We start from the raw sequence: 26,614 nt of genomic DNA, 5'->3' as shown, positions 1-26,614 counted from the left end.
TCCCGCGCACTCGCAGCGATTCGCTGCGGCAGGACAACTTATCCAGAGACCGTCACACGGCCTCCTGGATGATTCACGACGAGAACATTCATGCGAACCATTTGTGCGGCGCTTATCGGCGCGAGCGCGGCATTGCCGTTGCTCGCGCATGCGGTATGGCCCGATCCGGCCGATGCCAGCGCATCTATCCCGGCAGTCGGCGCGTCTTCCGCGTTTGACGACTACAAACCGTATCGGGACAGTGAAGGCCCGAGCTGGCAACAGCTGAACCGCGCAGTTGCACCGGCTCAACCGGCGAACGGCGCGAACAGCGCGAACCGCAGTCAGCGAGCCGGCGCGGCGTCTGCCGCGGCAGGCGGACACCGGCATGGGGGCGAACCGGAATGACGCGACACCTCATGCTCCCGCGCGCAATCTGCGTCGCGATCGAGATCACGATAGCGACCGTGCTCGTGGGCGGCTGCAGCACTTTTTCGAAGGACGGCGGTTTTGACGGCGTGTCGTCGGTCGCGTCGGAGCGTCTTGGCAAGGACGCCGTCTATGTAAAGACCGACGCGCAACGCGACGCTGTAAACAAGCGCACGCAGGAACTGCTGTCGAACCCGCTGTCCATGGACGACGCCGTTCAGATCGCATTGCTGAACAACCGTGGACTGCAGGCTTCATACGGTGAACTGGGGATATCCGAAGCCGATCTGGTGCAGGCCGGGCGCCTTCCAAATCCGGGTTTCACATTCAGCCGTACGCACTGGAGCGACGGCTTCGGCATCGGTCGAACTTTTTCGATGGGCATACTGGGCATTCTCACGCTGCCGGCGGCGACGCACATCGAAAGCCGGCGGTTCGAGCAGACAAAGCTCGAGACGGCGAACGCAATGCTCGCGATCGCCGCCGACGCACGAAAGGCCTACGTGAACGCGGTGGCCGCGCAACAGGCTGCCGAATATGCCGCTCAGGTCAGTGAGTCGGCGCAAGCGGGCGCGGAGCTCGCGCTGCGTATGCGCGAGGCGGGCAACTTCAGCAAGCTCGATTACGCACGCGAGCAGGCCTTTTACGCGGAGTCGGTCGCACAGCTGGCGAAGACCCGGCAGCAATCCGTCGCGGTCCGCGAGAAGCTCACGCGAACGATGGGCTTATGGGGGCAGGCCACGCAATACAAGCTCCCGGAGCGTTTGCCGGATCTGCCGAAAGACAGGCCGCAGCTGAGCGACCTGGAAAGCTTCGCCATGCAGAACCGCCTCGATATTCAGGCGGCCAGATGGCGAACGCAGAGCGTTGCCGCGTCGCTGGGTCTTAGTAAGGCGACGCGCTTCATCAATGCGCTGGAGCTCGCCTATGTCGACAACTTCGAAAGCGACAAGGGTCATGAGCGCGGGTACGAGATCAGCGTCGAGATTCCGCTTTTCGACTGGGGCGGTGCAAAGCTCGCGCGCGCCGAAGCGATCTACATGCAGTCGGCCAACCGGCTTGCGCAGACGGCGATCGACGCGCGCTCGGAAGTGCGCGAATCGTACTCCGCATACATCACCAGCTACGACGTGGCGAAGCACTACCGTGACGAAGTCGTGCCGTTGCGCAAGACCATCTCCGACGAAATGCTGCTGCGCTACAACGGCATGCTTGTGAGCGTGTTCGAACTGCTCGCCGATTCGCGCGAGCAGGCGGCTGCCGTCAACGGTTATATCGACGCGCTGAAAGACTACTGGCTCGCGGCAACAGACCTGGAGCAGTCGCTCGGCGGACGCCTTGCGCCGCTTGCCGTGTCGCAAGTTCCAATCGTGCCCGACGCGCACGCTTCTCCGTCTCACGCGACGCAATCGCCAATGGCTTCCGCACACGGCGCGTCCACAAATTCAGAAGGTAAATGAACATGCTCTCACGTCGAACATTTCTCGGCGGTTCGGGAGCCGCGCTGGTCGGCGCGGCACTCGTCAGCAAAGCCGGCGCGGCGTCGCTGCCCGAAGCGCCTACGATGCAGAAAACCGCCACGCAGCCGCCGCTCGTGCCGCCCAACGGGCGCCCCTATACACCCGTTGTCACGCTGAACGGCTGGACGCTGCCTTGGCGCATGAGGAACGGCTGGAAGGAGTTCCACCTGATCGCCGAGCCGGTGGTGCGCGAAATGGCGCCCGGCATGAAGGCGAACCTGTGGGGCTACAACGGCCAGGCGCCGGGCCCGACCATCGAGGCGGTCGAAGGCGACAAGGTTCGCATCTTCGTGACCAACAGGCTGCCTGAACATACGACCGTGCATTGGCACGGCATGCTGGTGCCGTGCGGAATGGACGGCGTGGGCGGTCTAACGCAGCCGCACATTCCGCCCGGCAAGACCTTCGTCTATGAGTTTCAGCTCGAAAAGCACGGCACGTTCATGTATCACCCGCACGCCGACGAGATGGTGCAGATGGCAATGGGCATGATGGGCGCCTTCATCGTGCATCCGAAAGACCGCTCTGCAATGCCGGTGGACCGCGATTTCGTGTTCCTGATGTCCGCCTACGACATCGACCCGGGAAGCTTCACGCCGCGCGTCAACGAGATGACCGACTTCAATATGTGGACGTGGAATGCGCGCGTCTTTCCGGGCATCGACCCGTTGCCCGTGCGCGTCGGCGACCGGGTGCGCATTCGCTTTGGCAATCTGACCATGACCAATCATCCGATTCATCTGCATGGCTATAGCTTCGAGGTGGCGGGCACCGACGGCGGATGGATCGCGCCTTCTGCGCGCTGGCCGGAGGTGACCGTCGACGTCGCCGTCGGCCAGATGCGGGCGATCGAGTTTACGGCGGACCGTCCCGGCGACTGGGCCTTTCATTGCCACAAGTCGCATCACACGATGAACGCCATGGGGCATCAGGTTCCGAACCTGATCGGCGTGGCGCAAAAAGACTTGGCGAAGCGCATCAACAAACTCGTGCCGGACTACATGGCCATGGGCAGCGCGGGCGGCTCGATGGGCGCGATGGAAATGCCGCTGCCCGACAACACCCTGCCGATGATGACCGGAACGGGGCCGTTCGGCGCACTCGAAATGGGCGGCATGTTCAGCGTCGTCAAGGTGCGCGAGGGGCTCGGCCGCAACGACTACCGCGACCCCGGCTGGTTCAGGCACCCGAAAGGAGCAGTGGCTTTCGAATACACCGGCGAACTGCCGTAGAAGTACTGCCGCGTGCAGAGCACGGCGTCAGCCGGCGCCATTCCAATCACCTCGACTATGGAGAAAACCTGATGAAACACGTTATTGGTTCGCTTGCGATGGGCTGTGCGCTGGCCGCTTCGGCAAGCGCCTGTGCCGCAGCGGATATGAGCGATATGAACGACATGAGCACGACGGGCGGCGCGCACGAGCACAGCGGCGCGAAGAACAGCATGTCGCATGGCGAAGTTCGGAAAGTGGATGCGGCAGCCGGCAAGCTGACCATCCGGCATGGGCCGCTCGAGAATCTCGGCATGGGACCGATGACCATGGTGTTCAAGGTCAAAGACCCGGCGATGCTGTCGCAGGTGAAGGCGGGCGACAGCATCGACTTCGTGGCGGAGGAACTCGACGGCGCGCTCACCGTGACGGAACTGCACAAGCAATGAGCTTGCCTTGGGCGGGCGGGGCAGCCATTCGCCGCGAAAATAAATTTCCCGTGCGATGGAATACCTGCCCGCCGGCGATGTTTACGTCGGTAACCCCGCTCGTTTCTTCCAGCTAACAACCACGAGGCCGCTTTGAGTTACACCACGATTCAACCCGCCTGGGTCCGCATCGCACACTGGGTCAACGCGTTAGCCGTCGTGCTGATGGTGATGAGCGGCTGGCAGATCTACGACGCATCGCCCATCTTTGCGGGCTTACAGTTTCCTTCCACTATCACCTTGGGCGGCTGGCTCGGCGGCGCCTTGCAATGGCATTTCGCGGTCATGTGGCTGCTGGTCGTCAATTTTCTCGTCTATGTCGGGCTCAACATCGTATCCGGGCGCCTGCGTCGCAAACTGCTGCCGGTGAGCATCGGGTCAATCGCAAAAGATCTCACGGCGGCGCTGCGCGGCAAGCTGGAGCATGAAGACCTTTCACGCTACAACGCGGTGCAGAAGTTCGCCTACCTCGTGGTGATCGTCGATATTGCGCTCGTCATTCTGTCGGGGCTCGCGATCTGGAAGTCCGTGCAGTTTCCGCTGCTGCGCACGCTGATGGGCGGATACGACAACGCACGAGTCGTGCATTTCGTCGCGATGAGTGTGCTGGTCGCATTCTTCGTCGTGCACATTGCGATGGTCGCGCTGGTGCCGCGCTCGCTGCTCGTGATGATTCGGGGACGCTAACCATGACCCTTCGCAACAAGTCCACAAAACTCAGCGCGTTTGCGCAGTCTCATGCAGAGACCATCATCAAGGATGCACGCGGCGAACTCAAGAATCCGGCGCGCCGCCTGCTCGGTCAGCGCATTCTCACGCTCGGCGGCATTGCGCTGCTGTCGGGCTGCGATCTGTCCAACGACAAATCCGTGAATACGATGCTGCGCAAGATGTCGTCCTTCAACGACGACGTGCAGGCATTGCTCTTCAGCCCGAACACGCTCGCGCCGACGTATCCCGAGTCGATGATCACGCGGCCGTTTCCGTTCAACGCGTTCTACGATATCGACGACGTGCCGGAGGTCGATGCCGCCAGCTACCGGTTGGAGGTGAGCGGCCTCGCGAACGGCAAGCGCGTGTGGACGCTCGACGAGCTGCACGCGTTGCCGCAGGAAAGCCAGATTACGCGCCATATCTGCATCGAAGGGTGGAGTGCGATCGGCCGTTGGGACGGCGTGCGCTTTGCCTCGTTCCTGAAGCGCGCGGGTGCCGACATCACGGCAAAGTATGTGTCGCTGCATTGCGCGGACAACTACTGGACGAGCATCGACATGCCGACGGCGCTTCATCCGCAAACGCAACTCACGCTTGGCTACGACGGCGGCCCGCTGCCGCCGAAATACGGCTTTCCCATGAAGCTGCGCATGCCGACCAAGCTGGGCTACAAGAATCCGAAGCATATCGTCGCGATCAGCGTGACGAACGATTATCCCGGTGGTTACTGGGAGAACCAGGGCTACAACTGGTTTGGCGGTTCCTGATGTTCATTGGCCCGTTCAGGGCTTTGCAGTTTTCTCAACCGTTTCTCATGGAGTGTTCATGTCTATTCGCCTGAAACTCGGCGTCACGCTTGCGGCGCTGTCTTTTGCCGGTGCCGCGCTTGCGCAGACGCCCGCCGCCAAACCGTCGCGCATCCGTGGCGATATCGTCGCGCTGAACGGCGACGTCCTCACGGTGCATCGCCGCAGCGGCGACACGGTGTCGATCGAACTGAAGCCCGCCGTCACCGTGTCGGCAGTCAAGGCGATGCAGCTTTCCGACATCAAGCCGGGCTCGTTCGTCGGCACGGCGGCTACGACCGGCACCGACGGCAAGCTGACGGCAACCGAGGTGGTGGTGTTCCCGGAAGCCGCGCGCGGCACGGGCGAAGGCCACTATGACTGGGACCTCGGCCCGAACAGCACGATGACCAATGCGAACGTCGACACGGTCGTTCAGGGCACGAGCGGCCGGAACCTGAAGCTGTCGTACAAGGGCGGCAATAACGAGGTGACGGTGCCGCCGAATGTACCTATCGTGACCTTTACGACGGCCGCGCGCACCGACCTGACGCCGGGCAAGAAGGTGTTCATCGTGGCAACGGCGGCGTCGCAGGGTACGTATGTCGCTCAGCGTGTGGTTGTTGAAAAGGATGGCGTTGCGCCGCCGATGTAAAGCGCATTCAGGTATGGAAGGCCGACCGCATTGGGTGTCTCACCAACGGGTACGGCCTTCCAGCAAGCAGCACAGGTAACTTCCGGGCAACAACCCGACGAATCACCCAGGCAAGCGCATTGCCACTCGCCGGATCAGCGAAGGCCCGCTCACAGTCCGAGGCAAATTGCGCCGGCCGCGACGACCACGCAGGCGAGCCAGCGCTTGCCGCTCACCGCTTCGCCGAGAAACATCCGCCCGATCAGCACCGCGAACACCACGCTGGTCTCGCGCAACGCCGACACCGTTCCCATCGCGCCCGACTTCATCGCCCATATGACGATGCCGTATGCTGCGACCGATACAACGCCGCCCATTAGCGAGGAGCCGATCGCCATTGGCGTCGAGCGTATCGGCGTCCATAGGGCGGGCACGCCGCGCATCGCGACGAACAGCACGGGCATCAGCCAGTAGAACAGGAACATCCATGCGGTGTAGGCAAGCGCTTCGCCGCCCGACAGGCGCACGCCGATGCCGTCGATCACGGTGTAAAGCGCGATCGTCGCGCCGGTGGTCAGTGCGGCTAGCACGCCGGCGCGCGACACGCTTCCCGCTTCGAGCGCGATTCCAATGATGCCGCCGGATATCATCACGATCCCGAAAGCACGCAACGGGCCGATCGCTTCGTGCGCGAAGAGCGCCGCGCCGAGCGTGACTAGAAGCGGTGACGAGCCGCGGGCGATCGGATACGCTTGCGCCAGATCGCCACGGCGGTAGGCCCGCACAAGGCTTGCGTTATAGCCGATATGCACGAGCCCCGACGCGACGATATACGGCCATGCCGCGGCGGCCGGCAACGGCGTGAATGGAATGATGAGCGTGGCGATCGTCGCGATGGCGATGCTCATCCACGTCATGGAGAGGAAGCGGTCGCGATTGCCGTGCAGCAACGCGTTCCAGCTTGCGTGAAGCAACGCCGCGACAAGGACCAGGCCGCCCGTATAGCTGAGCATGCGCGATCAGGCCGCGGGCGCGACCGATGCACCGGCAATCCGATGGCGCGCGAGCGATTCGGCCACGAACCCCGACGCCTTCATTTCCTCGACGAAGCTGCGTAGCGCGGAAGCCGCCGCTTCACCGCGGCTTTTCGGCGTGCCCATTGCCTGTTGAATGACCATGAAGCGCTCATCGAGAAGCCGCAGTCCGGATGTATTGCGCGCATCGGCTTCGAGTTGCTGCTTCACGCCGGCCGCGACTTCGAGACCCTGTTCGAGGAACGTCTGCACGACCGTCGGCGAGGTAGGCGCACGAACGATCTGCGCGGCCTTCAGTTCGCGTGTGAGGAAGAGGTCATAGGCGCTGCCTTTGCCGACCGCGACGCGGTTATGCGGCTGATCGATGTCCTCGTTCGTTCGGACGGGCGAGTCGTCGCGCACCAGATAAAAGCCCTCGATCAGCACGTACGGCGCGGTAAATGCAATCGTCTCGCCACGCAACGGATCGACGGCAAAGAAGCCGAAGTCGGCACGCTCCTCGCTCACGGCCTGCACCGATTTGCCCGCTGCGTCGAACACCACCAGTTCCAGTTCGACGCCGAGCTTTTGTGCAAACGCCCGCGCCAGGTCGACCGATACGCCGAACGGTTCGCCGGTATGCGGGTCCTTGTTAGCGAGAATCGGGTTGCCCAGATTGATCGACGCCCGCACTTTGCCGGCAGGCGTGAACGACGAGACAACGGCTTGATCGATGGTCATGGTGTTCCCGTATGGTGTTCCCGCACGGTGTTCCGGGTATGCGCGGGCCGTATGAGTTGAGGAAACGGCTCGAGGTTCGAGGATCGTGCTGATGCGAGGACAGTGCGTCGAGCGTTCCGTCCCGTTCCATCTTAAAGAAAATCGGCGGACTTGCCCAGGCGGCCGGCAACGTGGCATGGCACCTTCGATTGCCGGCTGGCTCGAGCGTCCAATCATTGCAAACTCCGTAAGCGATCATCGACCTGAGCTAGTCTTGCGCTCACGTTTTGCTGGCTTGTTGTGGACGCCACCGTCGCTGTCTGCATCACGCCGTTTTTCGTCGCCCAATTCGCGATGGGCGACGAACGGTGAATCGGTATCGCTGCCGCCTTCGCGCAGCGCGGTTCGCGCTTCGTTAGCGAGGTTTTCATACTGCTTGCGAAAGCGCGTCAGGTCTTTCTCCTCCAGTTCTTCCAGATCGAGCGGTGCGTTATGGGCGCCTTCGACTGCGATGATCGCATAGGAGAGGTGGTCGGGCTCGGTCTGATCCGGGTGTGTTCCGCGTGCATGATGTTGACGATGCCTGTCTGCGCGGTGATATTCTTTTCGTTGCCTGGTTTGCGTTTGCTCTGCGCTTGCCCGTGCTTGCTCCATGCTTGCGAAGGCGGCGACGGCAGGGCGCTTTCCCTCATTGCTTGAAGACTGCACGAACGGCAAGGACCGGCGATCATGAACGATCAGCGAGATCTGGCACCCGACAGCACCGCGGCCCGCGTTGCGCTGTGGCGAGCGCTGCACAAGGAAGTCGACGACGCGCCGCATGTTTTCGACGACTCAGTCGGCCTCGAACTGCTGTCTCCCGGCGACGACTGGCGCCAGCGCGGCGACATGGATCCGCAGTTCACGCGTCCGTTTCGTGCGTCGATCGTGGCGCGCGCACGTTTCATCGAAGACCTGGTGGTCGAACAGACGGCGCGCGGGATCGGCCAGTATGTGATTCTTGGTGCGGGGCTCGACAGTTTCGCGCAGCGCAGGCCGGAGATTGCTTCGCGCCTCACAGTGTTCGAGGTCGATCAGCCGGGGCCGCAGAAGTGGAAGCGTCAGCGGCTCGGCGAGCTTGGTTTCCGCATCCCGCCATGGCTGCGCTTTGTGCCGGTCGATTTCGAGGCTGGCGAAGCATGGCAGGACCGGCTTATGGCGCACGGATTCGACGACAGTAAGCCGGCAATCGTGGTCTCGACGGGCGTGAGCATGTATCTCACGCGCGATGCAAATGCGGCGACGCTCCGCCAGATCGCGGCTTTCGCCCGCGGATCGACGCTCGCCACAACGTTTCTGCTGCCGCTAGACATGGCGGATCCAGAAGTGCGCCCTGGACTGCAAATGGCGGAGAAGGGCGCGCGCGAAAGCGGCACGCCCTTTCTCAGTTTCTTCACGCCGGCCGAGATGCTGGCCCTTGCCCACGAAGCCGGCTTCGCGCAGGCGCAGCACGTCTCTGCGGCCGACCTTACGCAACGCTACTTCGCCAACAGAAGCGATGGCTTGCGTCCGCCGAACAATACCGAGGAATTGGTAGTAGCGAATACCTGACCACGTTCCCTCACAGGCGTCGCGATAAGGCCGACGACTTGCGCGTCACACCAGCAACCGGATCGCGAGCCCTGCCGCGCCGCACACCAGCACCACTGGTATCACGCCGACCTTGAAGCGGAAGAGGGCGATCGCAGCCGCCAGCCCGATGACGAGCGACAACCAGTCGAAGCTCCCATGCAGACCATGCGGCCATAAAACGTGCAGCGCAAAGAAGACGGCAAGATTCACGATCACGCCGACGACCGCGGCCGTGATCGCAGTGAGCGGCGCGGTGAATTTCAGATTGCCGTGCGTGGTCTCGATGAACGGGCCGCCCAGCAGGATGAACATGAACGAAGGCAGAAAAGTGAAGAACGTCACGATCGTTGACGCGACGACAGCGGACAGAAGCAACGCGTCCGGACCGAATATCGCTCGCGTCCATCCACCGACAAAGCCGACGAAAGCGACGACCATGATCAGCGGGCCGGGCGTCGTCTCGCCGAGCGCAAGACCGTCGATCATTTGAAGCCCCGTGAGCCAATGCTGATGCTCGACCGCGCCCTGGTAGACGTAAGGCAAAACCGCGTACGCGCCGCCGAATGTAAGCAGCGCTGCCTTCGTGAAAAACCAGGCCATTTGCGTGAACGCGCCGTTCCATCCGAAAAGGGCGGTTAGCGTGCCGATCGTCACCAGCCATATGAGGACAAAGCTTGCCAGGACGATGATAAAACGCTTCCAGGTAAAGAGCGCGTGGCGAGGCGTCGGCGTGTCGTCGTCAATCAGCGCCGGGCCGTGAAGCTGGGCGGCGGCGCCGTGCTTGCCGCCAATCACAAAAGTGCCGGGCGCATATTTTCCGCCGACGTAACCGATGACTCCCGCCACGAGAACAATCAACGGGAACGGCACCTTCACGGCGAAGATGGCAATAAACGCCGCAGCGGCGATCGACCACAGCCAGGCGTTCTTAAGCGCGCGCGAGCCGATGCGATACGCGGCGAACACGACGATCGCAGTCACCGCCGGCTTGATCCCGTACAGCACGCCGGCCACAGCCGGGACGCTGCCGAACACCAGATAGACCCACGACAGGCCCATCAGAATAAATAGCGACGGCAGCACGAAAAGCCCGCCCGCGATCACGCCGCCCCACGTGCGATGCATGAGCCAGCCGATGTAGGTCGCCAGTTGCTGCGCCTCGGGCCCGGGAAGCACCATGCAGTAGTTCAACGCATGCAGAAAGCGCTTTTCCGAAATCCAGCGCTTTCTCTCGACCAGTTCCTGGTGCATCAGCGCAATCTGCCCGGCCGGACCGCCAAAGCTCATGAAGCCGAGTCGCAGCCAATACCAGAATGCAGTGGAGAGCGGAACGCGGGCGACGTCGTCTTTCATCAAATGGTCCTGTTCGTTTTGCCTGGTGCTGGAGCGCGGGCTTCGAGCGGTCGCAAGTATTTTTTCGCCAGCGAGGGTCGCTCGGATGTTTGGGCGATGACGATTCGCCACTCAGGACCGGCTTTCTGACTTTAAGCTTTCCGGTCACTGACGTTCCGGTCATTGACGTTCCGGTCATTGACTCCCCCGGTCATTGATTCCCCCAAAACCGCATGACGGAACGTGCGGCGCAGTCTAGCAGTTAAGGCACGCTTCGCGGTTTGGCTTGTACCGATGCCGCCAGTTTCCGAGCTTCGACGAGTGCTTCGCTGATGGCGCTCAGCACTTTGTCGCGCGCGACGTCGTCCTGCTGACGCAACGCGAACGAAGGATGATACGTTGCAATACCCCAACCGCCTTCGAGCTCGAACGGCTTGCCAATATAGTCGCGCAAGCTTGCTTTTTCGCGCAGCAACGCATTGAGCGCTGTTGCGCCCAGCGCGACGACGACCGATGGCCGAACCGTTTGCAACTCCTGCTCCAGCCAATACGAGCATGCTTCGACCTCGCGCTGCGCGGCGGTTTTGTGCAGCCTGCGCTTGCCGCGAGGTTCCCATTTAAAGTGCTTGACCGCGTTCGTCAAATAAAGCTGCTCACGCGACAGGTCGGCGCGGACGATCGCGAGGTCTAGCAACTGTCCCGCCGGCCCGATGAAAGGCTCGCCGCTCAGATCCTCCTGATCGCCGGGCTGCTCACCGATCAGCATGATGCGCGCGTCACGAGGCCCCGAACTGCCCACGGCTTGCGTCGCATTGCGCCACAGGTCGCAGCGCCGGCAGGCGTCCAGCGACGATGGCTGATCGCGGGCGGGCTGAGCGAATTCGGCTTCGACAGGAATGGACTTGCCGCCTAGCGCCGCGACCCCGCTCGCTTGCGCAACGCGCCGCGCGCCGCTCTTTGCTTCGCTGATCATGGCGGGAATCAGATTGCCTTCCGGCAGCCCTTTCCAGAACCGCACCGGCATGTGCTGTTCGAGCGCAGCTTCGTTCAGACGCGCAGGATTGAATGTGCTGCGGTAGTACGCGAGCCACAACGCCTCGGCCTCGTCTTCGGTGTCGCAGCGATGCTCGTGGCGCAGAGCAGGGCGCGCCTCGATATGTAGTTGTTCGCCGTTCCAGAACGCGGCGCCGTGAGGCGTCGCGATAATCCACGACGAGCGCCCCATGCGTTGCGCGAAATGTTCCGCGGCCCACGCGAGAACGTCGTGTTCCGGTTCGTACCAGGCTATGTACTCCGGTGTTTGAGCGTCCGCTTTCTGCTTGCGAAAGCGCACGTACGCGATCATGTCGTGCTTCGCACGACGCACCGCTTTAGCCATCCGGTAGAGCCGGGCGCCGTCGACGTCGGCTGGCGACGCCACCGCGCGATCGCCGCATTGCCAGCGCCAAAGCACCTTGTAGAGGAATGCCCACCGGTCAGGCTCCCGATACAGCGCCGCATCATGCAGCAGCGCCGACAGTTCTTTCGAGACGTGGACTGCCGGGGCGTCCGACCCGAGCGCCACCTTGCCGGACGTGTCGCCGTAATCGAGTGCCGTTTGACCAGGCAGCGAACCGTGGCCACCGGCGCCTTCTTTAACGCGCCACTCGATCGACTCCGGCGCAAGGCCTTGAGCCAGCGCAACGAGAGTGGCTGTACGCCACGCGGCAAAATGGTTTTCGATCTCGATGCAATGAAGCACGACACGTCACCACAACTGCATTTGCGTTTGCATTGGCGGAGTCAGGATTCGCCGAAGATGAGCCGACGACGCGTCGTGCATGGCCGCCTGATAGTCTTGTGTGACGACGAACGGCTTGATCTTTTCCAGCGGACACCGCAGGCGCACCAGGTCTTCATAACGCACCCGCCGAGAGCGCCGCAATTCGACCAGCCGCTTGGCATTGCGCATGCCGATGCCCGGCACCCGCGCGATCATGCGAAGCGGCGCGCGGTTCAGGTCGACCGGGAACTGGTCGCGATGCCCGAGCGCCCATGCAAGTTTCGGATCCATGTCGAGCGGCAGATTGCCTGGCTGTTCGAACAGTTCCGCGACGTTGAACCCGTAGCCGCGCAACAGAAAATCTGCCTGGTACAGCCGATGTTCGCGCAGCAGCGGCGGCGCCTCGCCGGGGACCGCCGAAGGACTGTCAGGGATCGGGCTGAATGCCGAGTAATACACGCGCTTCAGCTTGTACGACCCGTACAGCGTTTCCGCGGTCTGCAGGATCGTGCTGTCGTTCGTCTGATCTGCGCCGACGATCATTTGGGTGCTTTGGCCGGCAGGCGTGAACCGTGGTGCTTTTGCGTCGCCCAGCGCCTCTTCCTGCGCAAGCCGGATCGACCCCATGGCGAGCTTGATCGTGCGAACGTCTTTCTCCGGTGCAAGACGTGCGAGACTGCCTTCGGTCGGCAGTTCGATGTTCACGCTCAGACGGTCGGCATAGCGGCCGGCTTTGGCGATGAGTTCAGGGTCGGCGTCGGGGATGGTTTTCAGATGAAGGTAGCCACGGAACTGGTGATCTTCGCGCAGCGACTGCGCTACGCGCACCAGTTGCTCCATGGTGTAATTCGACGACCGGATGATGCCTGAACTTAGAAACAGCCCGTCAATGTAGTTGCGCCGATAAAAGTCGAGCGTGAGGTCCACGACCTCCTCAGGCGTGAAGCGTGCCCGAGGCACATTGCTCGAGCGCCGATTGACGCAGTACTGACAGTCATACAGACAGAAATTGGTGAGCAGGATTTTCAGCAGCGACACGCAGCGCCCGTCTGGCGTGAAGCTATGGCAGATACCGGCGCCGGTGCTGGCACCCAAACCTTCCGTGCCGCGCGACGCGCGCTTCGGCGCGCCGCTACTGGCGCACGATGCGTCGTATTTGGCCGCGTCGGCCAATACTTCGAGCTTTTTCTGCAATTCCACGTTGCCGCCGATACTGTATGGATGTACAGTATTGTACGTGGGCAGTTCGTAAGCGCAAGCGTTTTTTGCCAGGTTCGGCGGCGGGGTCCGGGGGGTTGCTGGCGTGCTGTCGGTCTGTGCTGGTTACTGCTCAGTTGCTTGTTCGTTGCTGGTTTTCCGCTGGCGTTCGCCAGCGCGGTTCATGTGAAGGGGGATTCGTGTAGATGCCGGATTTCAGCACGCAGGAGCAAGATGCCTGAACAACTGTGGTTGCCCGGGCTCGAGGCGCCACCAACGCCAACAGACGGCCTGTTTTTCGCTGTATTCCCGGATGCGAATACCGCGGCCAGTATTTCAAAGCTAGCGCAAGAGCTTTGCAGGGAGGCGCGCGCCCGCAGTAAACCGCTTGCCGCCGGTCGTTTGCACGTCACGCTGCGTCATCTCGGCAATTTCGCGGGCGGTCTGCCGCAGGCACACGTGGAGGCCGCAATGCAAGCGGCTGCCGCGGTTCGCATGGCGCCCTTTAGCGTCGAATTCAATACGGCGGAGAGTTTCGCGTCGAAACCGCGGCCAGGCCCGTTAGTGTTGACGGGGAGTGAGGGAGTGGTGGGTCTGCATCGGCTTCATGATGCATTGGCGGAAGCGCTGCACGCCAATGGCATCGAAAGCTGCGCCGGTTCCGCGGCAGTGACTTATACGCCGCATGTCACGTTGGCTTACGGCTTGCCTTGGGCCGCCGCGCGTCCGGTTGAGCCGGTTTGCTGGAATGTGCGTGGTTTCGCGTTGATACACAGCTTATTGGGGCGCACCCGGCATATTGTGCTCGCGCGCTGGCCGCTTGAAGGGGCCGCGCCCTAGTGGCGTCGGCGCGACGATTAGTTGGTCGTGAAGAGGAACATGAAAGGAGGATGCGCAGCGAGGCGCGAATTGGGGTTTCGATTTTTTGGGGGGACTCGGCGTGCGTCTAGAAGCGCATACCAGTAGCGCAAACGCCGCCGAAACCACCGCCGCTTCCGCCGGCTCCGCCGCAGAATACTGCGCAGCCGGAAAGCAAGGCGGACATCGCGGCGGCTAGGCATGCAGCGCGTAGGGCCGTAGTGAATGAGCGCCTGTCAGCCGGGGTGCGGCGCGCGAGCGCTGGGGCGCGCCGTTCGCGCGCCCGGATTGCGGGCGACGGTGCAGTGTTTATAGCGGTGAAATGCGCTGCGTGGGTAGGGCGTGAGTGTGTCATTTGCAATTGCATGATCGGTGGCAAAAAAAGCAGGAAATAGAGAAGCGAGGTAGGCGAACGAGGGGAGCGAAGCAGGCGGCCAAAGCACGCCGCGAGCGTGACTCGCAAAAAGTCTCGAAGCCTAGCTTGCATCCATCCAAGACTCCAATACGCAAAATCCGAAAAGCCGGCGGGTCAGGTGAATCCGGCGGAAGGAACCCTCGTGCGCTCCCTGATAGAATGCTTGGGCCGCAACGTAGTGGATTGCAGATGAGATTGCTTGATGCGTTAGTCGAACAGCGTATTGCCGCCGCCGCCGCACGTGGCGAATTCGACGATTTGCCGGGCGCAGGCGCGCCGCTCAGCCTGGACGACGATGCTCTGGTCCCGGAAGAAGTGCGCGTCGCCAACCGGATTTTGAAAAACGCGGGGTTTATGCCCCCCGCAATGGAGCAGTTGCGCGCGTTGCGTGACTTGCAGGCCGAACTGAATGCCGTGAGCGATCAGGCCACGCGGTGCCGTCTTCAGGCTCGCATGCTGGCACTCCATATGGCGCTAGAATCGTTACGTGGAGGCCCGTTGGTGCTGCCGCGCGAATATTGCCGCCGGATTGCAGAGCGATTGTCCGAGCGGGCCTCCAACAGCGATATGTCCGCGGTAGAAGGCTCTGCCGCGAAGGTCGCCGGCTCGGGGACACAGTGAGCGAGCCGGTCGCTGGTCGCGGGGCCTTGGGCTCGAACCTGGACTGGATCGAGGCAGGAAAGGAGCCGGATATGCCGCCTGTTACTGCCGGTGGTGTTGTCACCATCGTCGGTGACTTCGCAAATAGCGAGCCGGGTGTCGCTGCCGCGGCGCCCATCGCCTCGTCCAATCCCCCCGAGCCGCTCGCAACCGCTGCCAACCCCACCGTCTCTGACCGCGACCGCCGGTTCATGGCCCTGGCGCAAGCTGCCGCCGAAGAAGCGCGGGCGGCTGGTGAAGTACCCGTCGGCGCAGTGCTCGTGCGTGGCGACGAAGTGATCGCGAAAGGTTTCAACCATCCGATTGGCGCGCACGATCCTTCGGCACACGCGGAAATGGTCGCGTTGCGTGCCGCGGCACAGATCGCGCAGAACTATCGCTTGCCGGGCTGCGAACTGTATGTGACCCTCGAACCTTGCCTGATGTGCGCGGGTGCCATCATGCACGCCCGCATTGCGCGTGTGGTGTTCGGCGCTCGCGATCCGAAAACGGGTGCGTGCGGCAGCGTCGTCGATGCATTTGCAAACCCACAGTTGAATCATCACACCGCGGTAATCGGCGGCGTGCTCGAAAGCGAATGCGGCGCTGCGCTGAAGTCGTTCTTTGCCGAGCGGCGGCGCGCGAGCCGCGAAGCGCGCGCGGCGGCACGTGCGGCCGTCGTCGCGCAGAAAGACCCGTCCGACGCACCCTGAATCGCAACGCTCTCCAAACCGCGCGGAACACTTAGACCGGAGCCTATTGATGAGCGTCCACCGTACCTTCAACCTGATTGCGCCTTCCGGCTATCCGCAAGAGGCGGACGTGCTCAACCGCGCGTTGCAGCGCCTGCGCGCACAAGGGCATCGCGTGGAAGGAGTAGACGCGACGCGGCGTCGTTATCAGCGCTTTGGCGGCACCGACGGCGAGCGCGCGGCGGATTTGAATCGGCTCGCGGATGCTTCCCGCGCGCTGCCGGACATCGTCCTCGCCGTGCGCGGCGGGTACGGCGCGGCGCGCATTCTGCATGGCCTCGATTACGATGGGTTGCAACGTCGTCTGAGCGGCGAGCCGGTTGCGCTGGTGGGCCACAGCGACTTCACGGCGATTCAGCTTGCTCTGCTCGCGCGCGCCGGCTTGAAAACGTTCAGCGGCCCAATGCTCATGAGCGACTTCGGCGCGGAACATGTCAGCGACTTCACCATGCAGCACTTCTGGTCCGCGCTGACAAAGCCGACGCTAACCATTGCGAGAAACGTGCCGCAAGCGCACTCGGTGGATGTCTCGGGCACCTTCTGGGGCGGCAATCTGGCGGTGCTCACGTCGCTCGTCGGCACGCCTTATATTCCGTCGGTGCAGGGCGGGGTGCTGTTTGTCGAGGACGTCAACGAGCAACCGTTTCGCATTGAGCGGATGCTTTATCAACTGCACCTGTCGGGCATTCTCGGCGAGCAGCAGGCGCTCGTGCTCGGCGATTTCTCAGGCGGCAAGTCGTACGACTACGACAACGGCTATGACCTGCAAGCCATGATCGATCAGATGAGGTCGGTGATCGGCATTCCAATCGTCACCGGCTTGCAGTTCGGCCACGTGCCGGACATGCTTACGCTGCCCGTCGGCGCCGACGCGCACCTGGTTGCAGATGCGAACGGCTTCAAGCTGACCTTGTCGAATTATCCCAGTCTGCGTTGAACGACCGCTAACAAAGCGGCGCAGGCCAGGCCGCCTTTTCGCTGGCCCTCTGGGTAGCCCAGGTCAGCAACTGCGGCTTTTCAGTGAAGCCCGAAAACCGCCGCGCTCGACAATTTTGTCGACAAAATGCGCCGCGCCAGCGACGTCAATCGTCATATCGAATCGAACTCCCCCAGTCGCTGAAGGGCTTCCAGCCACGCAGTCTGTCGTCGCCGCACACGGCGCCGCAAAGATTGTCGATGATGCCAACAAAAATTGTTGACAATCTTTATGTCCATCCTATTATGGCCTTCATACCGAGACACATATCATGTCCGACACCGAATCAGTCAACGCAAATAGTTCGAGGCCCGAAGCAATTGCCGAGCGCATTCGCGCCGCGATTCTCGAGCATCGGCTGGCGCCGGGCGCGAAGCTGACCGAAGCGCAGTTGTGCGAAGTGTTCGGTGTGAAACGTGGTCCGATCCGGCAAGCGCTAGCGCAACTCGCGACCGATCATCTGGTGGATCTCGAACCGAACCGCGGCGCGTTTGTGGCAAGCCCGTCGCTCCAGGAGGTGCATGAGGTGTTCGAGATGCGCCGCATCATCGAGCTGGCAGTCGTCGAAAAGATCTGCGGCGGGCATGGCATGCGGCGGTTGAAGAGCATCGGCAGCATGATCGGCCGCGAACGCAAGGCGTTCGAGACACGCGACTTTTCGTCGTGGATTCGTCTGTCCGGCGAGTTTCACACGGAACTCGCTCAGCTGACCGGCAACACGGTGCTGTGCGACTGCCTGACTGGACTTGTGGCGCGCTCCACGCTGATTTCGGCGTTGTACGAGTCATTGGGGCGAAGCCCGTGTTCGTTCGAAGACCACGAAGCGATTCTCGCCGCGCTCGACGCCGGCGATGCAAAAGAGGCGGCGGCGCTCATGTCGCGCCATTTGCAAAGCGTCGAGTTGAAAATGCTGGAACGGCCCGCGCGTGGCGCAGCCGATCTGCACGAGGTATTCGGCGCGCTTAACGGCGCCGGCAAGGTGTCATCTAAAGACTCGCCTAAAGAGTCATCTAAAGAATCATCGAAAGCATCATCAAAAGCATCACTCAAAAAAGCCAGGTCCGCGCCAAGCTGAGGCAAGCGGCCGGCGTGCGCCCGTTGCTGGTGCGCGCCGCACTGAACTGAACCGGATTGATCGAGCGTTGCAAGGCGGCCCTGCACGGGCGCTGCCCGCTTGCGCGCGCACGTCCGTCGCCTGCGCGATGGGCCTCGAATGCAGTAACGCATTGCCGGACATCCGCGGAAGGGCGGCAATGCGATAACCACAAGTACTTCAGTACGGAGACAACCGCGGCGTGGCCATGGCGGCGGCTCGAGCCTCGTTCTTCCAGAACGACGCGAAGCGCGAGCGAGACGCCAGAGCCGCAACTGGCATGGCCAATGCAATGCCCTTCGATTCGCAATCGACGGTCCCATCACAAGGAGGAATCATGGCTCAGTTCAGCGCAGCGCCCGGCAGTTCCGCAATCCCCCCTTATGCAGACGGCGACGCAACCGGCGATCTGTCCATGCCGGCCGGATACAGCGAGCGGTTATACAACAAGGACCTGGCGCCGCTGCGTCACCAGACCTGGGGCGCCTACAACATCTTTGCGTTCTGGATGTCGGACGTGCACAGCGTCGGCGGTTACGTGTTCGCCGGCAGTCTCTTCGCCCTCGGGTTGACGAGCTGGCAAGTGCTGATTGCACTGCTGGTGGGCATTGGAATCGTCAACCTGCTGTGCAACATGATTGCGAAGCCGAGCCAGGCCAACGGCGTGCCGTATCCGGTTGCGTGCCGTGCGACCTTCGGCGTGCTCGGCGCCAATGTTCCCGCGGTGATTCGCGGTCTGATCGCGGTCGCGTGGTACGGCATTCAGACGTACCTGGCCTCGAGCGCGCTGGTGATCGTCGTGCTGAAGTTCGTCCCGCAGTTGCTGCCGTATGCGGACGTCCATCGACACGGCTTCATGGGCCTGTCGGCGCTCGGCTGGTCCGGCTTCATGTTGCTATGGGTGCTGCAGGCACTGGTCTTCTGGCACGGAATGGAGACGATCAAGAAGTTCATCGATTTCGCGGGCCCGGCCGTTTATGTCGTGATGTTCATTCTGGCCGGCTACATGGTGTATCGGGCCGGCTGGCGCAACATCGGCATCAATCTCGGCGGCGTCAAGTATCACGGCATGCAGGTATTGCCGGTGATGATCACGGCGACCTCGCTGGTCGTGTCGTACTTCTCCGGGCCGATGCTTAATTTCGGCGACTTTTCGCGCTACGGCAAGAGCTTTCGCAGCGTACAGCGCGGCAATTTCTGGGGGCTGCCGGTCAACTTCCTGGCGTTTTCGCTCGTGACGGTGATCACGACCGCAGCGACGCTGCCGGTGTTCGGTCAACTGATTACGGACCCGGTGGAGACGGTGGGCCGCATCGACTATCCGACGGCGGTGATTCTCGGCGCGCTGACTTTCACGATCGCGACGATCGGCATCAATATCGTCGCGAATTTTGTGTCGCCGGCTTTCGACTTCTCGAACGTGGCGCCGAAGCTCATCAGCTGGCGTGCGGGCGGCATGCTCGCGGCGGTCGCTTCGATCTTCATTACGCCGTGGAATCTGTTCAACAATCCGGCAGTGATTCATTACACACTCGACGTGCTCGGCAGCTTCATCGGACCTTTGTACGGAATCCTGATCGTCGATTACTACCTGGTGAAGCGCCAGAAAATCGTCCTCGACGATCTGTACACCGTGGCACCGACGGGAACTTACTGGTATCGCAACGGCGTCAACTATCGGGCGGTTGCCGCGCTGCTGCCGGCCGCGGTTATCGCGGTGCTTTGCGTGATGGTGCCGTCGCTCGACGGTATGGCGAATTTTTCGTGGTTCATTGGCGCGGGCCTTGGCGCACTGTTCTATCGCGTCCTCGCTCGCTGAGCATCGAGGCGCGGGCCATGCTGTGACAGCAGTGACAGGCGGTGGCCGACGGTGACAGCGCCGCCGTTATTGCAGTCGAAAAGGAGACAAGATGCGCATCAAACTGATCAACCCGAACACGACCCAACGCATGACCGACGCAATGGGCCGTTGCGCGCGAGAAGTGGCCGCGCCGGGCACCGAGGTGATTGCGGTCAGTCCGACGATGGGGCCGCCGTCCATTGAAGGCTATTACGACGAAGCGCTTGCCACGCCCGGTCTGCTCGCCGAAGTGATGGCGGGCGAGCGCGAGCACTGCGACGGCTATGTGATCGCCTGTTTCGGCGATCCCGGCCTGTACGCCGCACGCGAGCTCGCACGCGGGCCGGTGATCGGCATCGCGGAGGCGGCCATGCACGCGGCGAGCGTGCTGGCGCCCGGTTTCTCGGTGGTGACGACGCTCGCGCGCACTTGCGGGATGGCGTGGCATCTCGCTGAACGCTACGGCATGCGGCGTTTCTGCCGCAACGTGCGGGCGACCGACGTCGCGGTGCTCGACCTCGACAAGCCCGGCTCGGCGGCGCGCCGCATCATCCTCGACGAGTGCCGGCGCGCGCTTGCCGAGGATGGCTCCGACGCGATCGTGCTCGGTTGCGCGGGCATGGCCGAGCTGTGCGCGGAGATCGAGGACGCGCTCGGCGCGCCGGTGATCGAAGGCGTGACGGCGGCCGTCAAATGGACCGAGGCGCTGATCTCGCTACGGCTTTCGACGGCCAAGCGCGGCGACTACGCGCGGCCCTTGCCCAAGCGCTATGACGGCGCGCTCGAATCGTTCAGTCCTGGCGCACCGGATCCGAATCCCGCGCCGCCGCGTGTCGTCAATGCAGATTCGCTGCGGGTAAACACCAGCGAATCCGAGCCGCACATACATTCAGTCTGACACGCACTATCTGCCCGGGTGTATGGGCGCACCCGCGCGTTTTCGCTAAACTGGTCCAACTCGGCGCGGGCTGCCCGACGTGCTTTCCGACGCTGCCCCGGCTATTGCCGCTGTAACACGAGGCACGCCTCCGGCAGCTTTCCAACGCACCTTGCCAGCACAACGTATCGTCACCACGCATTCGTCAAATCATGGCACTCGACTCCAACTATCCACGCGATCTGATCGGCTACGGCCGCCACCCGGTGCAAGCGAACTGGCCAGGGCGAGCGCGCGTCGCAGTGCAATTCGTCCTTAATTACGAGGAGGGCGGTGAGAACTGCGTGCTGCACGGCGATCCTGGCTCGGAGCAGTTCCTGTCGGAGATCGTCGGCGCAGCGGCGTATCCGGCGCGTCACATGAGCATGGAGTCGATCTACGAATATGGCTCGCGTGCAGGCGTATGGCGCATTCTTCGTGAATTCGAAAAGCGCGAGCTGCCGCTTACGGTTTTCGGCGTCGGCATGGCGATTGAACGGCATCCCGAACTCGCGCGCGCGTTCGTCGAACTCGGTCATGAGATCGCGTGTCACGGCTATCGCTGGATTCACTATCAGGACGTATCGCCGGAAAAGGAAGCCGAGCATATGCGGCTCGGCATGCAAGCCATTGAACGTGTCACGGGTGAGCGGCCGCTTGGCTGGTACACCGGCCGCGACAGTCCCAACACGCATCGGCTGGTCGCCGAATATGGCGGCTTTCTGTACGACTCCGACTACTACGGCGACGACTTGCCGTTCTGGATGGATGTGCAAGTGACAGGCGGCACGACTGTGCCTCAACTGATCGTGCCGTACACGCTCGACACCAACGACATGCGCTTCGCGAGCCCGCAGGGCTTCAACACGGCAGACCATTTTTTCACGTATTTGCGCGACGCGTTCGACGTGCTTTACGAAGAAGGCGACGAAGCGCCGAAAATGCTGTCCATCGGCATGCACTGCCGGCTGCTCGGACGGCCCGGGCGTTTTCGCGCGCTGCAGCGCTTTCTCGACCATATCGAGCAGCACGATCGCGTGTGGGTGACACGGCGCGTCGATATCGCGCGGCACTGGCGCGAACATCATCCCTATCAGCAACATAACCGCGGGGCTGCGGCATGAAGGCGATGCAATACACACTGGACCAACTCAACACCATTTCGACCGACGCGTTCGTCGCGGCTCTGTCGGGCATCTTCGAACACTCGCCCTGGGTCGCGGAAATCGCGGCGCATGAGCGGCCGTTTGCGAGCATCGACGAATTGCATCGCAACATGTCGAAGATCGTCGAGACGGCGGGCGAAGAGAAGCAGCTTGCGCTGATCAACGCGCACCCGGAGCTGGCGGGCAAGGCAGCGGTCCGCGGCGAACTCACGGCGGAATCGACGCGTGAGCAGAGCGGCGCCGGTCTCGCGCAATGCACGCAGGAAGAGTTCGACAAGCTGCTCGCGCTGAATGCCGCGTATCGCGAGAAGTTTGGCTTTCCGTTCATTCTCGCGGTGCGCGGCTACGACCGTCACGGCATCATCGCGAACTTCGAGGCGCGCGTGAACAATAGCCGTGCCGACGAGCTACGCGCGAGCCTCGATCAGATCTACCGTATCGCGCGTTTCCGGCTGGAAGACCTGATTGGCGCGTGACGAACGCGCAATGAACGCGCGATGAACTGACGAACGCCGCCGCGCTTCGAGCTTCGGCATTACGTTGCAGCTTTGCGCTGCGGCTTCGCCGGAAAATTTCTGGCACTAACAAACATCAAGGAAGACACAGATGGCACTCCCGATTCTCGACCCCAACGCACCCGAATTCACGCGCCGCTACGTGAACCTGGCGGATCCGCGCCTGGGCGCGCAGGCGCTCGAGGCCAGCGACGACTTCTTCGCCCCGAAGGAGCGCATGCTGAACCCGGAGCCGGCCGTCTTCATTCCGGGCAAGTACGACGAACACGGCAAGTGGATGGACGGCTGGGAAACGCGCCGCAAACGTGTGAGTGGCTACGACTGGTGCATCGTCAAGCTGGCGCGCCCCGGCGTGATCAAGGGGCTCGACCTCGATACAAGCCATTTCACGGGTAACTTTCCGCCGGCGGCGTCGGTGGAAGCGGCGCGCGTGGTGGATGGCGTGCCCAACCAGTCGACGCAATGGACCGAGATCGTTTCGTCCACTACGTTGCAGGGCAACAGCCACCATTACCTCGACGTTAGCGACGCTAACGCGTATACGCACTTGCGCGTGAACATCTACCCGGACGGCGGCATCGCGCGTCTGCGCGTGTACGGTCAGCCGCAAGTCGACTGGGCCGGCGCGAGCCGCACGGAACAGTTCGACCTCGCCGCGATGGAAAACGGCGCGTACCTGGTCGCGGCGAATAATCAGCACTTCGGCGCTGCTTCGACCATTCTGATGCCAGGTCGCGGCGTCAACATGGGCGACGGCTGGGAAACGCGGCGCCGCCGCGAACCCGGCAACGACTGGGCGATCGTCGCGCTTGCACAACCGGGCGTCATTTCGAAGATCGAAGTCGACACCGCGCACTTCAAGGGCAATTATCCTGACCGCTGCTCGATTCAGGCCGCATATGTGACCGGCGGCACCGACAGTTCGCTGATCACGCAAGCAATGTTCTGGCCTGTGCTGCTCGGTGAGCAGAAGCTGCAAATGGACAAGCAGCATTATTTCGAAAGCGAGATCGCCGCGCTCGGGCCGGTCACGCACGTGCGCTTCAACATCATTCCGGACGGCGGCGTGTCGCGTTTGCGCCTGTGGGGCGCGCTCGCATCATGAAGACGCTTGCAATCGAACCGCTGACGAAAGAATCGTTCGCCGCCTTCGGCGATGTGATCGAACTCGAAGGCGCGAAGCAGATTCCGATCAACCTCGGCACGACGATCCGTTATCACGACCTGGCCAAAGTGGACGTGAGCGACGAGAACGGCCGCGCGCTCGTGAACCTGTTTCGTGGGCAGCCGCGCGCGCTCCCGTTCGAGGTGAAGATGCTCGAACGCCATCCGCTCGGCAGCCAGGCGTTCGTCCCGCTGAACGACAAGTCGTATCTGGTGGTGGTCGCGCCGGCCGGCGATCTCGACGAATCGAAAATCCGCGCCTTCGTGACGAGTGGTTGGCAAGGCGTCAACTACGCGAAGGGTGTGTGGCACCATCCGCTGATTGCGTTGGGCGACGTGAGCGACTTCATTGTCGTGGATCGTGGCGGGGAGGGCCTTAATCTGAACGAGCAGGATCTGACGGAGTCGCTCTGGCTGACTGAAGATGCGTTGAGCGCGGTGACGGTTTAAGGTTCGTGCTTCGGCGTGACGACCCGCCGATGTTCAGAAAGCCCACGGCAGCAATGCCGTGGGCTTTTTGCATTTTGCAAGGCCGAAACAAACGATATTCTCCTGCCGCAGTGTCCGATGCACACCTCAGCGGTGCAGGCGAGCCCGCTATCCATGCGCACGTAGTCCCGGCAACCGGCAACCGGCAAAGAGATAAAAACCAGCCAATAAAAAGCGGGCTTCCCGCTTCCGCGAAAAGCCCGCTTCGTGACGCTCGGCTACACCTGGCCCAGCAGAGGCCAGAGTTCGACTATTTCGCCGCGCCGCCCTGGAACCAGGCAGCGATCTTCATCCGTTCGTCGTCGGTCATGTGGGTCACGTTGCCAAGCGGCATCGCCTTCAGCGTCACTGCCTGCTGATAGATCCGCTGTGCGTTCTGCGAGATTTCATCCGGCGTATCGAGCAGCACGCCGGCCGGGGCGCTGCCCATCATCGTGGGGTGCGCAGAATGACATGCCACGCAGCGCTGTTGCAGCACTGGCGCAATGTCGGCCACTTTCAGCGTCGGCGCGTTGGCCGCCTGGGCTTGCGGCACCATCGGCTTCGGCATGGTCCAGAAGAGCGCGCCGAACATCAGCGCAATGCCGGCGAGCGGCAGATACCACAGCACCTGGCCGCGATGACGCATGACGAAGAACTGACGGATCAGCGCACCGGCCAGCATGATGACGAGCAGCACCGCCCAGTTGTACGGATGCGTGTAGGTCATCGCGTAGTGGTTCGACAGCATCGCGAACACCACCGGCAACGTGAAATACGTGTTGTGCACCGAGCGCTGTTTGCCGCGCTTGCCATAGATCGGGTCGGGCGTGTCGCCCTTGAGCATCGCGTCGACCATCTTGCGCTGGCCGGGGATGATCACGAAGAACACGTTGGCCGACATGATGGTCGCGAGCATCGCGCCCATGATCAGATACGCCGCGCGCCCCGCGAAGATGTGGCACGCGAGCCAGGCCGCGATCAGCACGTACACGCCGACGCAGATGCCGAGTACCTTGTCCTTGTTGCCGAGAATGCGGCACAACGAGTCGTACACGATCCAGCCGGCAGCCAGAAAGCCGAGCGCCGACGCGACGGCAACCACCGGTCCCATATCGAGCACATTCTTGTCGATCAGATACGTGGACGGAGAAAACAGATACAGCACGGTGAAGAGACCGAAGCCGGACAGCCACGTGGTGTATGACGGCCACTTCGACCAGTGCAGATCGTCGGGCATTTCCGGCGGCGCGACGGTGTACTTCTGCATGTTGTAGAAGCCGCCACCGTGTACGTGCCACAGTTCGCCGAACACGCCGCGCTTGCGCTGGTTCGGGTCGTGCGGCGGCTTCAGGCTGTTGTCCAGTGCGACGAAATAGAACGACTCGCCGATCCATGCAATCGCGGCGACGACGTGGAACCAGCGAATCGCAAGATTCAACCAGTCGGTGATAAAGCCTTCCATGAAACTCCTCCACTTCTGATTCGTTGTACACGCGGCGACGTTCGACGCCTTTTGCACCCGGCCGATAGATCGGGGCGGGTAGAGCGTCACCTCGCGGACTGCGGGGTGAAAGACGCGGTGCGCTCAGTTCGCACGACGTCGTTGTTGTTAGGGGCTAAGGAGCGGCGCCGTTCGGCGATACCTTTCAACTGCCGCGATACGTGCTGTAAGACCACGGCGACACGAGCAACGGCACGTGATAGTGCGCAGCGGCGTCGGCGACGCCGAAGCGCAACACGACGCGATCCACGAAACGCGGCTCGGGTACCTTGGTACCGATCGAGGCGAAGTAGTCGCCGGCGGCGAACACCAGTTCGTACTCGCCTGCAACGAGCGCGTCGCCTTGCAGCAACGGTTCGTCGCAGCGGCCGTCGTCGTTGGTGATGGTGGTTTTCAGCGCGCGGCGCGTGTCGCCCGTGAGCGCGAAGAGTTCGACCTTGATGCCCGCGCCGGGACGACCGTTCGCGGTGTCGAGCACATGGGTAGTGAGCTTTCCCATTCGCAATTTTCCTTGTGTGTTTGCGAGGTTTCGGCGGCAGCCCGATCCAGATACGTTTGCGGCGGATCGAGGCTCCACGTCAGTGGCTACATACCCGTCGGCGAATTGAAGCGAGCGCCGTTGCAGCCATTGTAGAAAGTTGTTCCGTCCAGCGCGGGCGCGATAAGAAAGATAATAGCTGGCGCATGACGGACAGTCGGCCGAAAGGCGCAGCGAGCAATCTCGCGCAGCCGTTGCAGCGCAAAGCAGTTCCGTTCGATCGTACCGGCGTCAAAAATGCCCCACTATATCGGCAGCCTGAAGATGGTTATCGCAACGGCGCGTGTTGTCAGCATTATTTTGACGGCCGAAGGTTACGCCTGTGCGCCGCAGCAACGGCAAGCCCGATGGGCTCTGAGCGCGGCACACGTCCCG

Annotated in this window: 27 protein-coding genes; 19 read left to right on the top strand and 8 right to left on the bottom strand. The window is 62.4% G+C overall.

Features of this window, described 5'->3' with window-relative positions; genetic code table 11:
- The first annotated feature begins 90 nt into the window (after positions 1–90).
- The 7 genes from BCA01S_RS12920 (at position 91) to BCA01S_RS12890 (ending at position 5,781) form a co-directional block, all read left to right on the top strand.
- Positions 91–387: a hypothetical protein gene (locus BCA01S_RS12920; protein ID WP_027777247.1), complete on the top strand. Its 297-nt coding sequence runs from the start codon at positions 91–93 to the stop codon at positions 385–387.
- On the top strand, positions 384–1,868 hold the full coding sequence (locus BCA01S_RS12915; protein ID WP_027777246.1) for a TolC family protein: 1,485 nt from the start codon (positions 384–386) through the stop codon (positions 1,866–1,868). The genes BCA01S_RS12920 and BCA01S_RS12915 overlap by 4 nt, the downstream gene beginning before the upstream one ends.
- Positions 1,865–3,160 carry a copper oxidase gene (locus tag BCA01S_RS12910; RefSeq protein WP_027777245.1) on the top strand — a complete coding sequence of 432 codons (1,296 nt, stop codon included), beginning with the start codon at positions 1,865–1,867 and terminating at the stop codon, positions 3,158–3,160. Before BCA01S_RS12915 ends, BCA01S_RS12910 begins: the two co-directional genes overlap by 4 nt.
- 71 nt (positions 3,161–3,231) lie before the next feature.
- On the top strand, positions 3,232–3,588 hold the full coding sequence (locus BCA01S_RS12905; protein ID WP_027777244.1) for a copper-binding protein: 357 nt from the start codon (positions 3,232–3,234) through the stop codon (positions 3,586–3,588).
- Positions 3,589–3,720: 132 nt separating this feature from the next.
- Positions 3,721–4,314, top strand: coding sequence for a cytochrome b/b6 domain-containing protein (locus BCA01S_RS12900; protein WP_027777243.1), 594 nt, complete (start codon positions 3,721–3,723; stop codon positions 4,312–4,314).
- 2 nt (positions 4,315–4,316) lie between these two features.
- A complete protein-coding gene (locus BCA01S_RS12895; protein ID WP_027777242.1) occupies positions 4,317–5,108 on the top strand; it encodes a molybdopterin-dependent oxidoreductase in 792 nt (263 codons plus the stop codon).
- Between the two features lie 58 nt (positions 5,109–5,166).
- On the top strand, positions 5,167–5,781 hold the full coding sequence (locus BCA01S_RS12890) for a hypothetical protein (protein ID WP_027777241.1): 615 nt from the start codon (positions 5,167–5,169) through the stop codon (positions 5,779–5,781).
- A gap of 149 nt (positions 5,782–5,930) precedes the next feature.
- Here the strand turns inward: BCA01S_RS12890 and BCA01S_RS12885 are convergent, their stop codons facing one another.
- The 3 genes from BCA01S_RS12885 to BCA01S_RS39050 form a co-directional block, all read right to left on the bottom strand.
- Complete coding sequence (locus BCA01S_RS12885) at positions 5,931–6,773, bottom strand: EamA family transporter (RefSeq protein WP_027777240.1); 843 nt, start codon at positions 6,771–6,773, stop codon at positions 5,931–5,933.
- Between the two features lie 6 nt (positions 6,774–6,779).
- Positions 6,780–7,514, bottom strand: coding sequence for an ABC transporter substrate-binding protein (locus BCA01S_RS12880; protein WP_027777239.1), 735 nt, complete (start codon positions 7,512–7,514; stop codon positions 6,780–6,782).
- A 234-nt stretch (positions 7,515–7,748) separates the two neighbouring features.
- Entirely contained in the window at positions 7,749–8,210 is a 462-nt protein-coding gene (locus tag BCA01S_RS39050; protein ID WP_244145936.1) for a hypothetical protein, read from the bottom strand.
- Between the two features lie 12 nt (positions 8,211–8,222).
- Here BCA01S_RS39050 and BCA01S_RS12870 point away from each other — a divergent pair, with 12 nt between their 5' ends.
- Positions 8,223–9,083, top strand: a complete 861-nt coding sequence (locus BCA01S_RS12870; protein WP_027777238.1) for a class I SAM-dependent methyltransferase — start codon at positions 8,223–8,225, stop codon at positions 9,081–9,083.
- A 45-nt stretch (positions 9,084–9,128) separates the two neighbouring features.
- On the opposite strand, the gene chrA is transcribed toward BCA01S_RS12870, so the two are convergent.
- The 3 genes from chrA to BCA01S_RS12855 all read right to left on the bottom strand — a co-directional run bounded on the left by chrA (position 9,129) and on the right by BCA01S_RS12855 (position 13,398).
- Positions 9,129–10,457 carry a chromate efflux transporter gene (gene chrA / locus BCA01S_RS12865; protein ID WP_027777237.1) on the bottom strand — a complete coding sequence of 443 codons (1,329 nt, stop codon included), beginning with the start codon at positions 10,455–10,457 and terminating at the stop codon, positions 9,129–9,131.
- A gap of 241 nt (positions 10,458–10,698) precedes the next feature.
- Positions 10,699–12,177 carry a UdgX family uracil-DNA binding protein gene (locus BCA01S_RS12860; protein WP_027777236.1) on the bottom strand — a complete coding sequence of 493 codons (1,479 nt, stop codon included), beginning with the start codon at positions 12,175–12,177 and terminating at the stop codon, positions 10,699–10,701.
- A gap of 6 nt (positions 12,178–12,183) precedes the next feature.
- The gene (locus BCA01S_RS12855; RefSeq protein WP_027777235.1) at positions 12,184–13,398 is read right to left on the bottom strand and encodes a putative DNA modification/repair radical SAM protein; all 1,215 of its coding nucleotides are present in this window, start codon (positions 13,396–13,398) and stop codon (positions 12,184–12,186) included.
- A 231-nt stretch (positions 13,399–13,629) separates the two neighbouring features.
- Between BCA01S_RS12855 and BCA01S_RS12850 the strand changes: the two genes are divergently transcribed.
- The 11 genes from BCA01S_RS12850 to BCA01S_RS12795 all read left to right on the top strand — a co-directional run bounded on the left by BCA01S_RS12850 (position 13,630) and on the right by BCA01S_RS12795 (position 24,179).
- Entirely contained in the window at positions 13,630–14,235 is a 606-nt protein-coding gene (locus tag BCA01S_RS12850; RefSeq protein ID WP_027777234.1) for a 2'-5' RNA ligase family protein, read from the top strand.
- A 622-nt stretch (positions 14,236–14,857) separates the two neighbouring features.
- Positions 14,858–15,289: a DnaJ family domain-containing protein gene (locus tag BCA01S_RS12845; protein ID WP_027777233.1), complete on the top strand. Its 432-nt coding sequence runs from the start codon at positions 14,858–14,860 to the stop codon at positions 15,287–15,289.
- Positions 15,290–15,360: 71 nt separating this feature from the next.
- Positions 15,361–16,020, top strand: a complete 660-nt coding sequence (gene tadA / locus BCA01S_RS34825; protein ID WP_084166858.1) for a tRNA adenosine(34) deaminase TadA — start codon at positions 15,361–15,363, stop codon at positions 16,018–16,020.
- A 49-nt stretch (positions 16,021–16,069) separates the two neighbouring features.
- The gene (gene ldcA / locus BCA01S_RS12835; RefSeq protein WP_027777231.1) at positions 16,070–16,996 is read left to right on the top strand and encodes a muramoyltetrapeptide carboxypeptidase; all 927 of its coding nucleotides are present in this window, start codon (positions 16,070–16,072) and stop codon (positions 16,994–16,996) included.
- Between the two features lie 310 nt (positions 16,997–17,306).
- Positions 17,307–18,110 (top strand): GntR family transcriptional regulator, encoded by an 804-nt coding sequence (locus BCA01S_RS12825; RefSeq protein WP_027777230.1) that lies wholly within the window; start codon positions 17,307–17,309, stop codon positions 18,108–18,110.
- A gap of 355 nt (positions 18,111–18,465) precedes the next feature.
- Complete coding sequence (locus BCA01S_RS12820) at positions 18,466–19,947, top strand: NCS1 family nucleobase:cation symporter-1 (RefSeq protein ID WP_027777229.1); 1,482 nt, start codon at positions 18,466–18,468, stop codon at positions 19,945–19,947.
- A 91-nt stretch (positions 19,948–20,038) separates the two neighbouring features.
- Complete coding sequence (locus BCA01S_RS12815) at positions 20,039–20,866, top strand: aspartate/glutamate racemase family protein (protein WP_027777228.1); 828 nt, start codon at positions 20,039–20,041, stop codon at positions 20,864–20,866.
- Between the two features lie 191 nt (positions 20,867–21,057).
- Complete coding sequence (puuE, locus tag BCA01S_RS12810) at positions 21,058–22,008, top strand: allantoinase PuuE (protein ID WP_027777227.1); 951 nt, start codon at positions 21,058–21,060, stop codon at positions 22,006–22,008.
- Positions 22,005–22,526: a 2-oxo-4-hydroxy-4-carboxy-5-ureidoimidazoline decarboxylase gene (gene uraD, locus BCA01S_RS12805; RefSeq protein WP_027777226.1), complete on the top strand. Its 522-nt coding sequence runs from the start codon at positions 22,005–22,007 to the stop codon at positions 22,524–22,526. The genes puuE and uraD overlap by 4 nt, the downstream gene beginning before the upstream one ends.
- A 130-nt stretch (positions 22,527–22,656) precedes the next feature.
- Entirely contained in the window at positions 22,657–23,670 is a 1,014-nt protein-coding gene (gene alc, locus BCA01S_RS12800; protein ID WP_027777225.1) for an allantoicase, read from the top strand.
- Complete coding sequence (locus BCA01S_RS12795; protein WP_027777224.1) at positions 23,667–24,179, top strand: ureidoglycolate lyase; 513 nt, start codon at positions 23,667–23,669, stop codon at positions 24,177–24,179. Before alc ends, BCA01S_RS12795 begins: the two co-directional genes overlap by 4 nt.
- Positions 24,180–24,468: 289 nt before the next feature.
- Here the strand turns inward: BCA01S_RS12795 and BCA01S_RS12790 are convergent, their stop codons facing one another.
- Positions 24,469–25,662, bottom strand: coding sequence for a urate hydroxylase PuuD (locus BCA01S_RS12790; protein ID WP_027777223.1), 1,194 nt, complete (start codon positions 25,660–25,662; stop codon positions 24,469–24,471).
- 184 nt (positions 25,663–25,846) lie between these two features.
- A complete protein-coding gene (gene uraH / locus BCA01S_RS12785; protein ID WP_020070174.1) occupies positions 25,847–26,200 on the bottom strand; it encodes a hydroxyisourate hydrolase in 354 nt (117 codons plus the stop codon).
- Between the last annotated feature and the right edge of the window lie 414 nt (positions 26,201–26,614).

The organism is Paraburkholderia caledonica NBRC 102488 (genome assembly GCF_000685095.1).
Lineage (GTDB): Bacteria > Pseudomonadota > Gammaproteobacteria > Burkholderiales > Burkholderiaceae > Paraburkholderia > Paraburkholderia caledonica.
This window is presented reverse-complemented; position numbering and strand designations above follow the sequence as displayed.